Origin of the sequence: Natrinema pallidum (assembly GCF_005890195.1) — an archaeon.
Taxonomy (GTDB): Archaea; Halobacteriota; Halobacteria; order Halobacteriales; family Natrialbaceae; genus Natrinema; species Natrinema pallidum.
Map to the genome: position 1 here is coordinate 2,511,010 of NZ_CP040637.1, position 17,476 is coordinate 2,528,485.

The 17,476-nt window shown below is 66.3% G+C and carries 16 protein-coding genes; 7 read left to right on the forward strand and 9 right to left on the reverse strand.

Features of this window, described 5'->3' with window-relative positions:
* Nucleotides 1-60 precede the first annotated feature (60 nt).
* Nucleotides 61-1,767, forward strand: a complete 1,707-nt coding sequence (locus FGF80_RS12410) for an ABC transporter substrate-binding protein (RefSeq protein ID WP_138655529.1) — start codon at nucleotides 61-63, stop codon at nucleotides 1,765-1,767.
* A gap of 90 nt (nucleotides 1,768-1,857) precedes the next feature.
* Here FGF80_RS12410 and FGF80_RS12415 read toward each other — a convergent pair whose 3' ends face one another.
* Nucleotides 1,858-2,229 carry a hypothetical protein gene (locus FGF80_RS12415; RefSeq protein ID WP_138654342.1) on the reverse strand — a complete coding sequence of 124 codons (372 nt, stop codon included), beginning with the start codon at nucleotides 2,227-2,229 and terminating at the stop codon, nucleotides 1,858-1,860.
* Between the two features lie 136 nt (nucleotides 2,230-2,365).
* Here FGF80_RS12415 and FGF80_RS12420 point away from each other — a divergent pair, with 136 nt between their 5' ends.
* On the forward strand, nucleotides 2,366-3,052 hold the full coding sequence (locus FGF80_RS12420) for a hypothetical protein (RefSeq protein ID WP_138654344.1): 687 nt from the start codon (nucleotides 2,366-2,368) through the stop codon (nucleotides 3,050-3,052).
* A gap of 62 nt (nucleotides 3,053-3,114) precedes the next feature.
* On the opposite strand, the gene FGF80_RS12425 is transcribed toward FGF80_RS12420, so the two are convergent.
* Nucleotides 3,115-3,870, reverse strand: coding sequence for a DUF2797 domain-containing protein (locus FGF80_RS12425; RefSeq protein ID WP_138654346.1), 756 nt, complete (start codon nucleotides 3,868-3,870; stop codon nucleotides 3,115-3,117).
* Between the two features lie 211 nt (nucleotides 3,871-4,081).
* Here FGF80_RS12425 and FGF80_RS12430 point away from each other — a divergent pair, with 211 nt between their 5' ends.
* From FGF80_RS12430 to FGF80_RS12445, 4 genes are all read left to right on the forward strand, one after another.
* A complete protein-coding gene (locus FGF80_RS12430) occupies nucleotides 4,082-6,316 on the forward strand; it encodes an alkaline phosphatase D family protein (protein ID WP_138654348.1) in 2,235 nt (744 codons plus the stop codon).
* Between the two features lie 67 nt (nucleotides 6,317-6,383).
* Nucleotides 6,384-6,728, forward strand: a complete 345-nt coding sequence (locus tag FGF80_RS12435; RefSeq protein ID WP_138654350.1) for a BsuPI-related putative proteinase inhibitor — start codon at nucleotides 6,384-6,386, stop codon at nucleotides 6,726-6,728.
* Nucleotides 6,729-6,886: 158 nt separating this feature from the next.
* The gene (locus FGF80_RS12440) at nucleotides 6,887-7,804 is read left to right on the forward strand and encodes a CbiX/SirB N-terminal domain-containing protein (RefSeq protein ID WP_006186480.1); all 918 of its coding nucleotides are present in this window, start codon (nucleotides 6,887-6,889) and stop codon (nucleotides 7,802-7,804) included.
* 1 nt (nucleotide 7,805) lies between these two features.
* A complete protein-coding gene (locus FGF80_RS12445; RefSeq protein ID WP_138655530.1) occupies nucleotides 7,806-8,975 on the forward strand; it encodes a DR2241 family protein in 1,170 nt (389 codons plus the stop codon).
* 83 nt (nucleotides 8,976-9,058) lie between these two features.
* Here FGF80_RS12445 and FGF80_RS12450 read toward each other — a convergent pair whose 3' ends face one another.
* From FGF80_RS12450 to FGF80_RS12460, 3 genes are all read right to left on the reverse strand, one after another.
* Nucleotides 9,059-9,649: a DUF7524 family protein gene (locus tag FGF80_RS12450; protein ID WP_138654352.1), complete on the reverse strand. Its 591-nt coding sequence runs from the start codon at nucleotides 9,647-9,649 to the stop codon at nucleotides 9,059-9,061.
* A 15-nt stretch (nucleotides 9,650-9,664) separates the two neighbouring features.
* The gene (locus tag FGF80_RS12455) at nucleotides 9,665-9,859 is read right to left on the reverse strand and encodes a methytransferase partner Trm112 (protein ID WP_006186475.1); all 195 of its coding nucleotides are present in this window, start codon (nucleotides 9,857-9,859) and stop codon (nucleotides 9,665-9,667) included.
* A gap of 125 nt (nucleotides 9,860-9,984) precedes the next feature.
* Nucleotides 9,985-11,349 carry an adenylosuccinate synthase gene (locus tag FGF80_RS12460; RefSeq protein WP_007108200.1) on the reverse strand — a complete coding sequence of 455 codons (1,365 nt, stop codon included), beginning with the start codon at nucleotides 11,347-11,349 and terminating at the stop codon, nucleotides 9,985-9,987.
* A 380-nt stretch (nucleotides 11,350-11,729) separates the two neighbouring features.
* Here FGF80_RS12460 and FGF80_RS12465 point away from each other — a divergent pair, with 380 nt between their 5' ends.
* A complete protein-coding gene (locus FGF80_RS12465; RefSeq protein WP_006186473.1) occupies nucleotides 11,730-12,035 on the forward strand; it encodes a hypothetical protein in 306 nt (101 codons plus the stop codon).
* Nucleotides 12,036-12,274: 239 nt separating this feature from the next.
* Here the strand turns inward: FGF80_RS12465 and FGF80_RS12470 are convergent, their stop codons facing one another.
* From FGF80_RS12470 to FGF80_RS12485, 4 genes are all read right to left on the reverse strand, one after another.
* Nucleotides 12,275-15,037, reverse strand: a complete 2,763-nt coding sequence (locus FGF80_RS12470) for a DUF7527 domain-containing protein (RefSeq protein WP_006186472.1) — start codon at nucleotides 15,035-15,037, stop codon at nucleotides 12,275-12,277.
* 48 nt (nucleotides 15,038-15,085) lie between these two features.
* Nucleotides 15,086-15,364: a UPF0058 family protein gene (locus FGF80_RS12475; RefSeq protein ID WP_006186471.1), complete on the reverse strand. Its 279-nt coding sequence runs from the start codon at nucleotides 15,362-15,364 to the stop codon at nucleotides 15,086-15,088.
* 69 nt (nucleotides 15,365-15,433) lie between these two features.
* Entirely contained in the window at nucleotides 15,434-16,078 is a 645-nt protein-coding gene (locus FGF80_RS12480) for a DUF998 domain-containing protein (protein ID WP_049908169.1), read from the reverse strand.
* Between the two features lie 193 nt (nucleotides 16,079-16,271).
* Nucleotides 16,272-17,438 (reverse strand): ABC transporter ATP-binding protein, encoded by a 1,167-nt coding sequence (locus tag FGF80_RS12485; protein WP_138654354.1) that lies wholly within the window; start codon nucleotides 17,436-17,438, stop codon nucleotides 16,272-16,274.
* Nucleotides 17,439-17,476 lie beyond the last annotated feature (38 nt).

The following is a 17,476-nucleotide window of genomic DNA, read 5'->3' on the forward strand; positions in this document are numbered from 1 at the left end:
CGGACCGCTCCAAATCGAGAGCGCCGCGGCGGCGACAGCAAGTCGCTCAGTCGGCGAGCCATGTTGGCGACGGCCGCGGGACTGACGGTCTCGAGCAGCGGCTGTCTTCGTCGGGTCCGGAACATCGTCAGAACGGACGACATCCAACAGCTCTCCGTGACGATCACGACGGTCCCCGCGGACGCGGACAGACAGGCCATCCGCATCGCGCGGCATCTCGAGGAAAACCTCAGGGCCGTCGGAATCGACGTGTCCCTCGACCTTCGCTCCGACATCGAGTTCCGCCGAGCGGTACTGTACGACCACGAGTTCGAGATCTGTGTCGGCCACCATCCGGGCGGGACCGATCCCGACTTCCTCTACGAGGCGTTGTACTCGCGGTATATCGACGAGTCCGGGTGGCAGAACCCGTTCGGATTCACCGACCGGAACATCGACACCCACCTCGTGGCGCAGCGAACCGCCGAGGGCGACGCGCGCCGCAAGGCGGTCACGGCGATGCTCGAGGCGATCGCGACCGAGCAGCCGTTCGTCCCGCTCTGTGTCCCCGAAGAGCATCGGGTCGTCAGGACGGACCGGTTCGACGGCTGGGACGGGGGTCACCCCGCGACTCGCCACGGCTATCTCGGCCTCGAGCCGGCCGCGGGCGTCGATACGCTTCGATTGGCCCATCTCGACGGCAGGCTCACGGAGAACTGTAATCCGATCGCGACCGACTATCGTGATCGTGGCACGATCACGGATCTGCTGTACGACTCGTTGGCGACCAAGAACGGCGACGGCCCTATCGAACCCTGGCTCGCCGAATCATGGGCGTGGAACGATCGGACCGTCGACATCACCCTTCGGGACGGTTGCGAGTTCCACGACGGGGAGCCGGTGACCGCCGACGACGTCGAGTTCACGTATCGGTTCCTCCAGGATACCTCGCTTGGCAACCACGGCACGCCCTCGCCGGCTCCCCTGTATCGGGGTCAGGTCGACGCCGTCGAGTCGGTCAAGAGTCGCACCGACCACCGCGTCGAACTCTCGGTCGAAACGTCGCCGGCGGTCGGTGCGCGTGCGCTTCTCGTCCCGATACTTCCTGCCCACCACTGGCGCGATCGGGCGGTCGACGTCGTTGGACCCGGCGGCCCCAGCGTCGCCCAGGGAACGACGGAGGCCGTCGCCACGAACAACATCCCGCCGATCGGGAGCGGCCCCTTCCAGTTCGGCGGGCGAACCGAGGGTGTCCAGCTGGTCCTCGAGCGGTTCGACGATCACTTCACGCGTCGCCCGGGGGTCGATCTCCCGGCACCGACCGTCGACGAGTGTCGTATCGACATCCACCCGAGCGGCGACACGGCGGCACAGGTAGTCGCGAACGGCGACGCCGACGCGACGAGCCTCCCGCTCGGCGCGGCCGATATCGACGGCGTCGAGACCCCCGCCGGAGTGGCGATGCGCGACGCGTCGTCGTGGACGTTCTACTGTCTCGGATTCAACACCCGCGACGCGCCGTTTAGCAACTACCGGTTTCGGCGGCTGCTCGCGCAGTTAGTCGACAAAGAGTGGCTCGTCGACGAGGTGTTCCACGGGCACGCCCGTCCCATCGCGACCCCGGTCACCGACGACTGGGTCCCCGAGAGCCTCGAGTGGCATGGCACCGATCCCGAAACACCGTTCCTGGGCTCGGAGGGCGAGGTCGATGTCGACGCGGCGAGGGCCGCGTTCGAAACCGCCGGCTTCCGATACGACGATTACGGCCGGCTTCGGGTTAGACAGTAACCAACCGATCACCGCGCTCGAGACGGAACGGGTACGCCGCGGCTGGTCGACTCGGCGTGGAGACAAAAACGAGACGAACGGCCGGTACCGTTAATCCTCGAGTGCGTCCGCGATGCGCTTCAGTGCGCGGGTTTGGTCACGGAGTTCGTCGCGCATCTGTCGGACCTCGCGGACGAGTTCCTCGTTGCTCTCGTCCTGACCGCCAGCGCCCGGCCCGCCGGGACCGGCACCGGGGCCGCCACCGCCCATCATGCCGCCCATCATCTGCGCGAACGGGTTGCCGCCCATGCCACCGGGGCCGCCGGGACCGCCACCGCCGCCGAACGGGCTCTCGGGTGGCTCACCCTCGCCGTCGCCTTCCTCGGCTCGCTTTTCGCGAATCTCCTCGACGCGTTCGCGGAAGGATTTCTCCTCGCTGTCCTCGCCTGCATCTCCGTCAGGGGAGTCGTTTTCGTCCGTCATACCATCGGATTCCGGTGCGTGAGGGAAAAGGGTTGCCATGTTTCGAATGCCCGCACCGACCGGCTTCCCGATTCCGCGATCGCCCGGCGAGCAATGCCTGCACAAAACCGACCCGAGACGAACCGGTAGCTGGCGTATGGACGATAATCGTTCCCACCACCCCCCGATTAGCGGAGGCCTCGAGAGCCGATGGGATCACGACTGCGAAGCCACCCCGACTGGAAGCGGCGTCGCCGGGTCGGAGCGAACGGAGCAGCGTGAATCGGTGGCCGCGGGACCGGGGTCGCCGCCCGGTCTCGAAACGGAACGTGAACGCGCGTATCCCCACTGTGTCTACCAGCCGGACGGTGACGGCGGCTGGAGCGTCACGATGCCGATCAATATGCACGTCACCGCCCCGGGTGAGCAACGAGCGCTCGCCGCGATCGACGCCGAACTGGTCGGCCTCGAGAACCCGCGCTGGACCCGCGTTCTTCCGGACGCACCGATCGCAGCGTGGGACAGCGACGACGACCAACTCGTTGCTCCGGACCGCTCGGTTCGCCGGCCGCGGCTGGGCGACGCGTGGACGCACGTCCACGTCTGGGAACTCGACGCGGATCGAGTGGCGCTCCACGCACACCTGGACGTCATCGACCTCGAGTACGCGTATTTGCACCGCGGCGACGGCTATCACGTTGCCACGCGGCGGGTCCGCGAGCACCTTTCGGGAGATAACTGGAGACGGGAAACGCCCTACCGTATCGAGTACGGCATCGAGGCGGAAACCCGAGCGGACTGGGGTCCGACGGGGGATACGAAACTCGAGTACGCCCCCGACTGATCGGGCCACGCACGGCCGTCGAGTCGCCGAAACGGCGCTCCGAGTGCGCCGCCGAGCGAGCGTTAGCCGAAGGAGCCGAGCGATGACTGAAGGCTCCGGTCCGACCTGCCCGTCTCGAGGTCGTAGCCGACCAGATCGCGCATGTCGACGGCATAGGTCGTCCCGCCGTTCACGAGGACCAGCAGTCGACCTTTGACGCCGACGACGGTCCCCGAGGCGATCGTCTCGCGGACCGGGCGGGTCTCGAGGGCCATCCCGTAGTCGAACTCGAACCGGTCGATCACGTCGAACTCCCGGAGAGCAGCTGCCCAGGCGGTTTCGTCGACCGCGGCCGCGAGCGCGGCGACCTTCGGCCCGGTTCGAACGCGGTCGACGAGCCGGGTCGCGATGTCGGCCTCGAGTTCGCGGGCGACCCGACCGTTCGAGACGGTGTGAACGTGGGCCGCGCGGTCGGCTCCCTGCTCGCGCAGGCGGGTCTCGAGCCGTCGGCGTTTCGTGACGCCGACCTTGAACGTCTCCGGGGCGAAGGCCGCGATGTAGACCGCGTGTTCCTCGTCACAGTCCATCTCGTCTTTCAGGCAGGTCCCGGTACAGCGCGCACAGACCCACGTGTTCGTGTGGTAGTCGCAGTAGGGTGCCGACGGCCGGTCACAGGAGACGTGGGTGCCGTCGGCGACGGCACCGGCACAGTGGCGGTCACCGAGCGCGTACGCGAGGTCGTCGCCGGCCGCGAGCGGACGGCGGTCGACGTCGCCGCTGCCGTCGCTGAGCAGCAGCGCCGAGCCCCGTCCGCTCGGTTCGTAGCCGACCAGTTGCACGGACTCGAGTTGGAACCCGACTCAAATAGACGTAGCGCTCTCGGGACGGACCCACTCCGTTCGGGTTTCGGCGTCAGGGGTGTATTTCCCGTCGCTCCCATCGCATACATACTGCTACGACGGTGACGGACGTCGGTCGTGCTGTATTCACGCCAACTTATGTAAAATATATAATATTTTGTGGCAGGTCGGGAGTGATCCTCTCGGAGCGATGAAAGACACACACTCCAACGGACGAGCGGATTCGATGGCGAACGATCGGCGAGCGGTTCTGCGGACGATCGGGCTGGCTGCGACATCGACCGGTCTCGTCGGCACGGCGGCCGCGGGTTCCGAGTCGGACGACGCAACCGATGCCGGACGCGACGGGACGGCCGACGCCCTCGTCGCGCTCACTCACGGCGTCGCGACCGGTGACGTCACGGCGACGACGGCGACGGTCTGGGGGCGGACGGCGGACGATGCGACCATCCATGTCGCATACGGTCATGCCGAGTCGTTCGACGACATCGGCTACGATCGGACGACGGTCGACGCCGAGACCGATCACACCGGCCACGTTCGACTCGAGGGACTCGAGCCCGGAACCCGGTATCGGTACCACGTCTGGGCAACGCGCTCCGAGACGACGTATCGACCGTTTCGCGGCGGGAACGTCGCCCGAGGAGGGCATTTCGAGAGCGGACCCGGGACCGAGCACTCGAACCGAAGCGATCGCGGGTCGGATGGAACCGACACCGCGGGTCACGACCCTCGAGAGAATCCGGGGGCGAGCCGTTCGGGCGACGACCCCCCGGCCGGTGGTGACGTGACCGGCGACCTGCTCCCCGACGCGATCGAACGCGGGATCTTCGTCACGGCACCGGCCCCCGACGACGATGCGAGCGTTACGTTCGCCTGGAGCGGCGACACGTGGGGGTACGGCGACGACCCGGTCGAGCCGCCGTTCCCGGGACTGCAGGCCATTGCAGACCGCAAGCCGGACTTCTTCCTCTATCACGGCGATACCATCTACGCCGATGCGGAGACGCCGGCCGGGACGATCACCAGACAGACCCCGCTCGACGATGCCCTCGAGATCTATCGGGCCAAGTACAAGGAAATGCGCGATCCGCCCGCGGAGGTCGCAGATCGGACGGGTTTACGCGAGTTGCTCGAGACGACATCAGTGTACACTGTCTGGGACGACCACGAGGTCGTCAACAACTTCGCGGGACCGATCGAGCCGCTGATGCCCGAGGGACGACGGGCCTTTCGCGAGTACTGGCCGCTCGATCGAGACGACGGGGCCGAACCCGGCGAGTCGAATCAGTTCTACGACTCGTTCCGCTGGGGGAGCCACGTCGAGTTGTTCCTCATCGACACTCGCCAGTACCGCGATCCGAACGTCAAACTCGAGTCGAAGACGCTGCTCGGCGCGACACAACTCGAGTGGCTGAAAGACGCGCTCGCCGACTCCGAGGCGACGTGGAAGGTCCTCGCCTCGCCGGCCCCGCTGGGATATCCGTCGGACTCGTGGGTGACGCCGGCCGATCGAACCGGCTACGAGGCGGAACTGCTCGACCTGCTCGAGTTCGTTCGGACGGAACCGATCTCGAACCTCGTCGTCGTCGCCGGCGACGTCCACAAGTCGGTCGTGGGGGCGTTCGATCCGGACGACGACGGCGAGTTCGAGTTCGTCGAGGCCATCGCGGGTCCATTGGGTGCGCCCGCGGGTGAGCCCGACGACCTGTATCCGCCGTTGAACCCGACGGAGTTCTTCGCCAAGGGCGAATACGCGAACTTCGGCACCGTCGACGTCGACGAATCAGGCGAGACCCTGACGATCGGCATCTACGACGAACAGGGGACTGAACAGTTCACCGAAACGTTCCGCGCTGCCGATATCGACGCCGGTACCGGACCTGAGCCGCCCGAGCGCATCGAAAGCACGTTCGACGAGGACGACGACGGCTGGCTCATCTCGCAGAACGGCGGGAGCGACCGTCCCGTGTACCGCGAGAGCGGCGGCACCCCCGGCGGACACGTGAGCGACGAGGAGAACCAGGGCGGCATCGCCTGGTACTATCAGGCTCCGTTCAAGTTCCTCGGCGACCGCGAGGCGTTCTACGGCGGCTCCCTCTCCTTCGACCTCCGGCAGGCCCGGGCTGACCGCCAGTTCGACGCCGAACCCGTCGAGGGCGGGGACGTGCTGCTCGCGGGCGGCGGCGCGAAACTCGTCTACGAGTTCCGCGGCCCCGAGCGCACACCGGGGACGGAATGGACCAGCTTCGAGGTGCCGCTGTCGGCCGATGCGACCTGGATCGATCTGACGAGCCAGGAACCGCTCGCGACCGAGGAACGGTTCCGAGCGGTCCTCGGAACCCTCGAGACCCTCCGAATCCGCGGCGAGTATCGGTCCGGCGACGATACGAGTTTCCTCGACAACGTCGTCCTCTCGAAGTAACGCGCCACCGCGATCGAGCGCGGGTCACGGAGAAGACCTATGCGTCACGGGGCCAAACCCCCCGTTCATGACCCTCGAGGGTGCACTCGAGACGACGGCGGACGGAGCCAGAGACGCTGTACTGTTCGTGTTTACCGTCACCAATACCGGCGATGAGCCCGTCGAGCTCTCGTTTACGGACGGCTGTAAGGCGGAGTTCGTGCTCGTCGACGACGGAAACGAGGTCTGGCGGTTCAGCGACGGACGCATGTTCGCGCAGGTGCTCAGTTCGGCTGAACTCGACCCCGGCGAAACAACGACTTACGAGGCGGAGTGGTCCGACCCCGACCCGGGCGAGTACACTGCGATCGCGACGTTGCAGGCTCGGAAGCGGGACTGCGAGGCGACGACCACGGTCACCGTCGTGGAATGAGCGGCCGGGACACGCCGGTCGGAACGACGACTGCGGCTCGCATTGGTTCGTCTTTACGGAATCAGTTTTAGAGAAACAAAAACTCTGTTTCAGCCGTCGAAGAGGAACTATTGTGCTTCTCCATAGGGTATATACCGGCCCCGTCCGAACGGTCGATCATGCAAGCGCTGGTCATCGCGGCACACGGATCGCATCTGAATCCGGATGCTTCGGACCCGACCTACGCCCACGCGGACACGATCCGCGAGACGGGCGCGTTCGACGAGGTCCGCGAAGCGTTCTGGAAGGAGGAACCCCACTTCCGCGAGGTGATCCGAACGCTCGAGTCCGACGAGGTGTTCGTCGTTCCCCTCTTTATCAGCGAGGGGTACTTCACCGAACAGGTCATCCCGCGAGAGCTCCGGCTCGACGACTGGGACCCAGACAAATGGGAGTCAGACGGTACCAGCGCCTCCCAGGCCACGCTCGAGGCGACTGACGTCGGGAAGACCATCCACTACTGCGGGCCGGTCGGGACTCACGACGCGATGACGGACGTGATCGTCCAGCGGGCCGAAACCGCGATGGAGGACCCTAACGTCGGGGATGGCGTCGGTCTCTCGGTCGTCGGCCACGGCACCGAGCGCAACGAGAACTCCGCGAAGGCCATCGAGTACCACAGCGACCGTATCGCCGAGCGCAACCGCTTCGACGAGGTGAAGGCGCTGTTCATGGACGAGGAACCGGAGGTCGACGACGTCACTGACTACTTCGAGAGCGACGACATCGTCGTCGTACCCCTCTTCATCGCCGACGGCTACCACACGCAGGAGGACATTCCCGAGGACATGGGCCTGACTGAGGACTATCGGCTCGGCTGGGACGTCCCGGCCGCGGTCGACGGCCACCGCATCTGGTACACCGGTGCCGTCGGGACCGAAGACCTGATGGCTGACGTCGTCCTCGAGCGGGCGGCCGACGCCGGGGCCGACATCGGCGATGCCCGCGAAGCGGTCCGCCGACTGGCCGCCTCGGCCGCCGAGGCCGGAACTGACTCGAGCCCGGAGCCGAACGCGGGCGCAGGCGCGGGTGACTGACGTGTCGGTGGCGACCGACGATATCGAGGCGCTGCTCGAACGCGCGTCCGACGGCGTCGCGTTCGACGGCCTGCACGTCACGGAAACGGACGGCGAGTACGCACTCGAGACGCCGGGCAACGAGTGGACCGGTCTCGACGACGCCGCGCTCCGGCGGGCGCTCGACTCCGTGGCGTCGTACGTCACGAACTGGCGCTACTGGCAGGAGACCGTCGGCGGTGAGGGGACCGCCCGCCGGGCCTTCCTCCGGTGGTGCGAGCGCGCGCCGTTGGCGGACGCCGACCCGGACGCGGCTCCGACCGGCCCCCGGACCGGCGGAGCCGACGATGCGGACGACCGCCCGAGTCCACTCGCCGTCACGGACCGGTACGACGCGCTCCGCGACGGCATCGACCGCGAGTGGGGGCAGCTCTCTATTACGGCCCGCTTCGTCGATATCGACGCTCCCGACGGCGAGCGCGTCTACGATCTCTGGCACGTCGAGGACGCCGGCAGCGATCTCGCCGACCTCGAGATTCACGACGACCCACGCGACGCACGCGAACTCGCGACGTACGACGAGGACGGCCGCTACCGCCCACTGAAGACCGCGCCGACGCTGCCCGGTGGCTGGGCCTTTACCGGCCTCTCGGGCGCGGAACTCGTCGAGACGGTCGAGTTCTTCTATCCCGCGACGGTCGCCAACTGGCACCGCGAACTGAGCGGGAACCTGGACGTCGACCACTGGCTCGAGACCGCCGAGCGACAGACGGGCATCTACGACGTGATCGACGAACTCCCCCGCGAGGCCGTCGAATGGATGACCGAGGCCTGCTGTGTGGATTCCCAGTGTCTCCGCCGCCGAGAGTGGCAGTACGAGGCGGGCGACGACCTCGCCGTCGACGGCGGCGACGGACCGTTCCCCTGTCGCGAGCCGTGTTCACTCGTCGTCGCCGCCGCCCGCAAGTGGGCCACCCTCGAGTCCGAGGACGAGCACACCTACGAACTCGAGTTGACGACGAGCGAACTGAACCAACTCGAGGAACTCATCGATGCAGTCGCGGAGGGCCGTACCGACGAGATCCGTGAGGCCGATGTCTACGACGGCGCGAACCGCTACCGGGCGCGATATCTCCGCGCCAAACGGTTCGACGACGAGGGCGATCTCGAGGCGACACGGGTCGACGACTGACGACCGATCGGTGCCACCGCGACTCCGACTCCGGTTCTCGTCCGCCGGCCACGAACGTCATTTCACGTCCGGGAGCCGGCGAGTTACTGTCCCAGCAAGAACAGCGCCACGAGAACGCCGCCGCCGACGATTCCCAGGCCGGCGGTCGCGACGGGACCGCCGATCATCGCCGTCGTCAGCCCCGCGACGCCGACCGCGACCGCGCCGAGTGCGAGGACGACGAGCGTCGCCGGCTCGACCGCAGTCACAGCGGCACACCGGTCGACGGCTCGGTCGAACGCCGTCGGCTCGGGGTCCGATCGCGCGGGTTCGGCGAGGGATTCGTCGACGTCGACGCCCGGCGGCCCGGGCTCGACGGTGACGGCGATCGAGACCGATTCGGAACCGTAGCCGGTCAGCACCTCGAGACGGCCATCGACGGGGCAGTCGATGGCATCGGCGGCGACGGTGATCGGAACGCGCGTGACGGTCTCGGGTTCGACGTAATAGTTCGATTCCCCGAGCGATGCGATCCGTTCGAGGTCACCGTCGAGACGGCAGTGGACGTGTGCGGGCGTCTCGTGGCCGTACAACAGGACCGAAAACGACGCGCTGGTTTCGAGCGTTCCGCTCGTCGCCTCGAGCGCCTCGGCGGCCCCACGGTTGACGTGGACGGAGACCTCGGTGCCGGACATAATCAGTGGGGCCGCTCAGGCCGGCGTCTCCTCTCGCATATCCGGCGGCAGCAGGTTCGGAATGCCGTCCTCGATCGGGTAGGCTTCGCCACACTCGGTACAGACGAGATCGCCGCCGACGACCTCCTCGCCGTCGTACTCGGCGTCCTCGAGTTCCAGGTCGTGTTTGTCGAGCGGGCAGCAGAGAATCTCCAGTAACGACTCCTTCATACTACGTAGGCTTGCCGCCGACAGCAAAAGGTTTCGGGAACGACGTGAGCGGATCGCTCGCGACCCGTCGCCGGAGCCTAGCGGTAATCAGCGGAAGAATCCCGGCGATTACGCCGGAGAGAACGTTACTCGTATGGGTTCTCGACGACGACGGTCTCCTCGCGGCCGGGGCCGACGCCGACGGCGTAGATCGGGGCGTCGAGTTCGTCGCTGATGTACTCGAGGTACGTGCGTGCGTTCTCCGGTATCGCCTCGTACCCGTCCTCGGCGACCGCAGTCCAGTCGACGTCGGGCCAGCCGTCGAACGACTTGAACGTGGCTTCACAGCGGCCCCACTGTTCGGTCGTCGGTGGCATGGTGAAGATTTCCTCGCCGTCGAACTCGTAGCTGTGTCCGACTTCGACCGTGTCGAGGCCGGACAGGACGTCGATGTGGTTGACCGCGAGTCCGGTAAAGCCGTTCGCGCGAGCCGCGTGGCGTAGCATCGGCATGTCAAGCCAGCCGACCCGTCGCGGGCGGCCGGTGACGGTGCCGTACTCCCCGCCTTCGTCGCGGATGGCGGTCGCGAGCGCCTCCTCGTCCGCGCCCGCGCCGTCGGCCGCGTCGTAGTCCGGCGTCTGTCCCTCGACCCCTCCGAGCTCGGTCGGGAGCGGCCCGGTCCCGACGCGCGAGAGATAGGCCTTGACGATGCCGATGACCTCGCCGTCCCCGATGACGGTCGGTCCGAGTCCGGTGCCGACGGTCGCGCCGCCCGCAGTCGGGTTCGACGAGGTGACGTAGGGGTAGACCCCGTGGTCGATGTCGAGGGAGGTTCCCTGTGCACCCTCGAGCATGACGTTGTCGCCGGCGTCGATCCGGTTCTGGAGGAAGGTCCCGCAGTCGACGGTCATCCCCTCTTCGGCGAGGCGCTCGCCGTACTCGCGGTAGGTTTCGTAGAGGTGATCGATATCGAACTCCTCGCCGGTCTCCTTGTCGAAGACCTCCTCGGCGAGGGCTTTCTTCTGGGGAACGACGTACTCGAGGCGTTCGCGGAGCGTGTCGGGATCGAGCAGATCGCCCACACGGACGCCGCGACGGCCGGCCTTGTCCTCGTAGGTCGGACCGATCCCACGCTTGGTCGTCCCGGCGGCGAGGTCCTCCTTCTCTTCCTCCTCGATGCCGTCGAGCGCGCGATGATAGGGGAGAATGACGTGGGCGCGCTCGGAGACCCGGACGTCCGGCTCGAGACCGCGTTCGCGGAGGGTATCGATCTCGTCGAACAGCGTCTCGGGGTTGACGACGCAACCGTTGCCGAGAACGCCGATCTTGCCGCGAACGGCTCCCGACGGCACCAGCGACAGTTTGTACTTCTCGCCGTCGTGGACGACGGTATGTCCAGCGTTGTCGCCGCCCTGATACCGGGCAACGACATCGGCGGCGTCGCCGTAGAGGTCGACGACCCCACCCTTGCCTTCGTCGCCGAGTTGCGACCCGACGATAGTGACGGTCATAACAGCGGCGGATTCTTCCCGGGCCGATAAACAGATTTCGGTATACGGGTGACTGACAGGCAGCATCCGGAGTCGGCCGGGATATGCCACGTCGCTCGGTCCGATAGCTACCAGTATATATGGGTGCAGGCACAAGGGGGAGTACACGATCCGGACAACCGTTCCACGGTCGACCCCGGAACCGACCGACAGCGCAGTCCGCTGCCCCCCGTGACCGGGTGCGGACCCCTGCCGGACGGAGCCCAACCGGCCGGCCGATCCCGTGAATCGCCGGGATCGGAAATGTTAACTACTGACAGGAACGGACTGCTAGTCGAGACCGGTCCGTTCAGTTCCCGAGAGTAACTTTTAAAAGGCCCAAAGACAAGTTAACAAATGCCATGATAGATAGGCTTGAGAAGGAAGTCGATATGCTGGAACGTCATCTCCAGGTCCTGAAGATGGTCATCGAGAACGAACCGATCGGGATCGTCAAAATGTCCAACGAGACCGGATATCCCCACCACAAGGTTCGTTACTCGCTTCGGGTCCTCGAAGAGGAGAACCTGATCGAACCCTCGAGTCAGGGTGCGATCAAGACCGAGCGGACCGTGGAGTTCGTCGACGAACTCGACGGCAAGATCGACGACATCGTCGAGAAACTCGACGGGATGAAGATCGAAGACGTCGCGGAGATCGAAGGGTAGTCTCTCGTCCAGTTCGGACGCTGTCGCCCGTCCCCGAGATCGGCAGCCCGCGCGTTGCCGACTCGCTGACGACCGTCTCGCGTTTTTCTTCCCCTGAGCGCCCGCTTTCGTCTCGGTTTCGTCGCCACGGGCCACCGATCGAGACGGCCGCGTCAGCCATCGGACACCCATCGCTCGAGCGGCGTTCGCTGCCGTCCTACTTGTCCGAAACGCCGGCAATCAGAGTCCGTGCTCGCCGACTACAGTTCGGGGACGTTCATGTGGAATCCCTCCGACCGTGATTCGACGAGACAGAGGTGGTAGCCGTCCTTGCGCGAGAGGTTGACGTAACTCAGCTTCGAGCCGCGGCTGAGGAAGCCGCCGCTGGTCGCCTCCTCGGCCACCTCGAGCGCGCCGGGCTCGAAGTAACTCGAGGTGACGGCGAACGCCGCCGCGAGGTCCGGGTAGTTGGCCTTGATCGCGGAGGCGGCCTCCTCCAATCCCTCGAGCATTCCCTTCGTCGCCGGTTCCCGTGAATCGTTGAGCGTAACGAGGACCAACGGATTTCCCATCTTGTCGAACGCGACGATATCGAAGGTCAGTTCGTCGGGCACGTCCTCGGTGTCGTCGTTCTCGAGCGAGATCGTCGCGTCGAGCTCGGCCCGATCGATACGGGGAATGGCGTCGTAGAGGTCGCCCAGACTGTCCGCGTTACCGGTATCACGAATCTCGTAGAGGACGACCTCGGTGAGCCAGTCGACGAACCGAAACTCCATCGAAGACGGGAGGAAGTCCGCGTACGGCTCCCCGTCGACCGCGGTAGCGGCCGAGTCGAACTGCGTGTGATGCTCGAGTCGGAGGTTCGACGCGACCTCGCTGTGGTCGGCGTCGCCGTCGTGAGCCGTCTCGAGGGTCGGTCGACTCTTCGAGGCGTACCGCACGAAGAGGTTCGTCCCCGAAAGCGCCTGCTGGGCCGAGAGCTGCGTCTCGGCGGCTCCCCCGGAGTCCGCGGCGTCGGCGGTCCGCTCGCGTTCGCGTTCCAGTTCCGTCTCGAGGTCCTCGATACGGGACTGGAGGCGCTCGACCGTCGCGGACAGGTCGTCGTTCGTCGACCGCAGCCGGTCACGTTCGGCCTCGAGTTCCTCGGCCTTCGTCGCGAGGGCGTCGCGTTGCTCCTGGAGCGTCTCGAGTTTCTCGGTGAGCGCGTCGATCCGCTGTTGCTTCCGATCGGCGGCCCGTCCGTCGGTCGACGACTCCGACTGGGTGGGTGACATCCGCTGGCGGCCCCCCGTCTGGGAGCGCTCCGCGTGCGTCTCGGCCGTCGTCGACTCCGCCGTCCGGCCCCCGTTTCGTGAGCCGGTCCGTTGTCCGTCCGATGTGGGGGCGTTCGTGGCGTCCGTCTCCGCCGACGATGCGGCCGATCGACCCGTCCGCGTCCGACGGCTGTCACTGCTCGAACCCGTTTCAGCCGCCGACTCGCTGTCGTCGGGATCGATCGACGGAATGCGTCGCGTCTCCCGCCATGCTTCCTCGCGTTCGAGCTGTTCGTCGAGATAGCCGTCCTCGTCGTCCTCGGAAGTGGCACCGGAATCGGCGGTGGATTCCTCGGTCGTCGGTCCGTCCGCCGGCCCGTCGTCCCCGTCCTCGTCGACCCAGGAGATATCGTTGCGCTCTAACTCCTCGGCCGCCGCCTCGACCTCCGCGAGGTCGGGACTCGAGTCCGACGCCGCCTCGCCGTGGGCGTCGGTCTTGGATTCGGACTCGGACTCGGGTTCCGCCTCGTCGGCGGGAGTGACATCGATGCTGACGTTGGCTCCGCCGTCGTCGGCCGCGCTCGACGCGGTATCGGCCGTCCCGGACTCGCTTGTCGGCGAGTCAGTCCCCGCGGAGTCGTCAGTCGACGGCTCCGGCGCGTCGTCGGTCGCGGGTGCGGTCGTGCCGTCGGCGGTCGCTCGCGCGTCCCGTTGGACGCGTTCGGTTGCCCCCTGCTCCCGGCGATCGACGGAGCCGTCCGACGGCACCGACCCTTGGGATTGACCGGTCTCGGAAGCCGTGTCCGTCCCGGCAGATGGGTCGGTTTCAGAAGCCGTCCCGGCGGAGGAGAGGTCGGTCTCGGTGATTCCGCTCGAAACCGAGTCGGGCTCCGTCGCGGCGTCGTCGGCCGCCGTGATCCCCGATGCGTCGCCGGTCAGATCGATCTCCCCCGTCAGCGAGGACGGATCGTCCGCGGCCTCATCCTCGATCGAATCGCTTCCCGTCGCGCCGACGGTATCGGTCGACTCGGTACTCGAGATGTCGATCGGGTCGATCGCCGAATCCGCCGCACCGACGCCGGGTTCGGACTCGGGACTGTCGCCGCCAGGCGTGTCCTTCCCGGCGGCGGACGCGGCCGGATCGGTCCCCGGAACCGTTCCGGTCGCCGGACTTGAGTCGGAGCCGTCTGTCGACCCGTCCATGGGTTCGGGACCGGCGTTCGCGTCGTCCGTACCCGGCACGTCGGTCACCTCGATATCGACGTCGGTCACCTCGTAGATGCCGACTTCGTCGGCCGCTCGGTCGAAGGCCTCGTCGCCGGTGAGCAGCCGTTCGGCGTTGCCGATATAGGCGGCGGCCATCCGCCGACCGCCGTAGTAGACGGCGTAGTAGTCGCCGCTGAGGACGTTTTCGCTCAGTTCGACGTAGCCGGTAAACGAGCCGCTCTGGAGGGTGTTGTCCACCTCACGGAGCGGCGTCTCGTTCGTGTAATACTTCGCTCGTGGGTCACCGCCGCGTTCCTCCATTGCACAGAGCAGAGGAAGCGACGGGTGGGGGGCCTCGTACTGCGTGCCAGAGGCGGTTTCGAAGTCCTCGATATCGCCGTCGATGATGCCGATGATACGGCCGTTGAGCATGAATAGCCACGTGCCGACAGCCGACACGGCACCGGAGAAATCAGCGGCAGCGAGATCGGAGAGACCATCGAACCCACCGTTGAACGGGCGGGAGTCCCACTCCTCGACGCGCTCTTGCGTGCGCGGGTCCATAGTTCAACAAGCGAGAACCACACTAAATACGTTTCGCCTAGATACTGTCTATATTTTCGACTCCGCGTCCTCGGCGAGTTCCTTCATGCGTTTGCCGATCCGCCCGGCGCTCGAGAACTCGTCTTCGCTCATCGCGCTCGCGAGCGCGTTTCCGAGGACGAAGACCGCGTGTTTGTGTTCGCTTTTCGACTTGTGAACATGGGACGGATCGACATCGAGTTGACGATAGGGATCGAACAGCGTTTCGTCGACCTCCTCGCGATCCGAGAAGTACTCCATGATGACGACGAGTTCTTCGTGGAGCTCGAGGAGTTCGTCTTTATGCATACGTCCCGTTAGGGACGGTTTCGATTTAAGCGTTGTGTGGCCGAGTATCGCAAAAGCGACCCAATCCGTTCAGCGGTTCGGTCCGTCCGGTTCGCTGTCGTCACGATCGCGGACGGTGATGGCGAGCACGAGGACCCAACCGCCGAACGCGACGGCGGCACCGAACTCGGGTACGGCGAACCACGCGCCGGTGTCCGCCTCCCCGCCGAGCGACAGCAGCCACCCGAGCCAGACGAGGGGGTGGACAGTACCGAGTCCGACCGATGCGATCGCGAGACGGCCGTCGCCGGCCATTACCGCTCCGGTGCCGTAGACCCATCCCGCAAACGGGGCGATCCCGAAGACTGTCAGCGCCGCGATCCCGTGGAGACTCGTCTCGAGGTAGACGGCCGTATGCTCGAGAAAGAAGACACCGACACCGATCTGTCCGACGACCGCCGTCGCGAGCAGGACGACGCCGATGCGCTCGAGGACGTTCCGGCCCGCGATCCAGCACCGCCAGGCGAAAGGAAGCCCCAACAGCCCGCCGACGATCAGCCCGCCGTTGAAAAGCGGAGACGTGGGCGTCCCGTAGCGACCCATATCCGAGAGGGCGTGCTCCTGCCAGGTGAACGTCTCGGGCGACGCGACGATCGTCGCGATCGTGATCGCACCCAGCGAGACGATCGTGCCGGCGATCCCACAGTACGTCGCAAGCACTGTCCGCTCGGTCACACGTGATCTGGTATGGACACACGTATCAATATTTGGGACAGTGGCTCGAACGCGACCGCGTGTCACGGCTGACCGACGGAGAAACTATCGTCGCAACTGAACGTCAGTGCACACCTGATCGCACGACAGCGTTGCGATCAGTGTGTCAATCGGTTCAGTCGCGACTATACAGTCGATGGCGTTTCGAAACGGATCAGTCGGCACCCACGGGGGCTTCGTCCGTCTCCGGGTCCTCGCGATGGTCGGCGGGGAACCACGCGAGTTCGTGGTCGGCGGTGACGCGGACGACGACGCGCTCGTCCAGGTCGATCCGGTCGGAGTGGTTGTGCATGCACTCGATGGTCTCGCCGTCGTCGAGTTCCACGCGATAGAGGACCGTCGGGCCGAGATACCGACGGTACACGACGCGGCCGTCGGCCTCGGCTTCCGCGGCTGGGTAGGCCGTCACGTCGTCGGGTCGGACCAGCAGGTCGACGATGCTCCCGTCGTACTGGTGGGCGAGCCCGTGGACATCGTCGCGGAGCACGCGGCCGAGCGCGGTCTCGACGTGGTCGCCGTGGACCTCGCCCGGGAGGAAGCTGGCGTGACCGAGGAAGCCGGCCACGAACCGTGATTCGGGCTGCTGAAAGACCTGTTGTGGGGTGTCGATCTGCTCGATATCGCCGTCGTTCATCACGGCGACCCGGTCGGAGATCGATAGCGCCTCCTCCTGGTCGTGGGTGACCGAAATGGCGGTGACGCCGGTTTCCTTGATGATGCGACGGACCTCCTCGCGCATCTCGACGCGCAGATCCACGTCCAGGTTCGAAAACGGCTCGTCGAGCAACAGCATCTCGGGTTCCGGGGCCAGCGAGCGCGCGAGCGCGATCCGCTGTTGTTGCCCGCCCGAGAGTTCGTCCGGATAGTCATCGCCGTGGTCCGCGAGTCCGACGAGTTCGAGGAGTTCGTCGACGCGGGCGTCGCGTTCGGCGTCAGCCCACTCCTGAAGGCCGAAGGCGACGTTCTCGTGAGCGGTCAGATGGGGGAAAAGCGCGAAATCTTGAAAGACGACGCCGACGCCGCGTTCCTCCGGCGGGACGAACCGCCCATCACCGGCGACGGTCTCGTCTTGCAGTCGGACTTGTCCGGCGTTCGGCTTCTCGAGGCCGGCGATCAGGCGCAGCGTCGTGGTCTTCCCACAACCCGACGGGCCGAGCAGCGTCAGAATCTCGCCGTCGCGAACGGCCAGCGAGAGGTCTCCGATGACGTCCTCGCTACCGAACCGTTTCGCGATGCCGTCGAGTTCGAGGACCGACTCCGCGGTCGTCGGTGCCTGCGCTTCGTCCTCGACCGCCGTCGTGAGTAGTTGTCCGTTCGCCATAAATCGACTCCGGCGTCTGCCGGCGTATGTTCCTTTAG

Coding starts and splice junctions, on each gene's coding strand:
- FGF80_RS12410 (WP_138655529.1), top strand. CDS start 61: ATGTTGGCGACGGCCGCGGGACTGACGGTCTCGAGCAGCGGCTGTCTT.
- FGF80_RS12415 (WP_138654342.1), bottom strand. CDS start 2,229: ATGACGGACGAAAACGACTCCCCTGACGGAGATGCAGGCGAGGACAGC.
- FGF80_RS12420 (WP_138654344.1), top strand. CDS start 2,366: ATGGACGATAATCGTTCCCACCACCCCCCGATTAGCGGAGGCCTCGAG.
- FGF80_RS12430 (WP_138654348.1), top strand. CDS start 4,082: ATGAAAGACACACACTCCAACGGACGAGCGGATTCGATGGCGAACGAT.
- FGF80_RS12435 (WP_138654350.1), top strand. CDS start 6,384: ATGACCCTCGAGGGTGCACTCGAGACGACGGCGGACGGAGCCAGAGAC.
- FGF80_RS12440 (WP_006186480.1), top strand. CDS start 6,887: ATGCAAGCGCTGGTCATCGCGGCACACGGATCGCATCTGAATCCGGAT.
- FGF80_RS12450 (WP_138654352.1), bottom strand. CDS start 9,649: ATGTCCGGCACCGAGGTCTCCGTCCACGTCAACCGTGGGGCCGCCGAG.
- FGF80_RS12455 (WP_006186475.1), bottom strand. CDS start 9,859: ATGAAGGAGTCGTTACTGGAGATTCTCTGCTGCCCGCTCGACAAACAC.
- FGF80_RS12460 (WP_007108200.1), bottom strand. CDS start 11,349: ATGACCGTCACTATCGTCGGGTCGCAACTCGGCGACGAAGGCAAGGGT.
- FGF80_RS12465 (WP_006186473.1), top strand. CDS start 11,730: ATGATAGATAGGCTTGAGAAGGAAGTCGATATGCTGGAACGTCATCTC.
- FGF80_RS12470 (WP_006186472.1), bottom strand. CDS start 15,037: ATGGACCCGCGCACGCAAGAGCGCGTCGAGGAGTGGGACTCCCGCCCG.
- FGF80_RS12475 (WP_006186471.1), bottom strand. CDS start 15,364: ATGCATAAAGACGAACTCCTCGAGCTCCACGAAGAACTCGTCGTCATC.
- FGF80_RS12485 (WP_138654354.1), bottom strand. CDS start 17,438: ATGGCGAACGGACAACTACTCACGACGGCGGTCGAGGACGAAGCGCAG.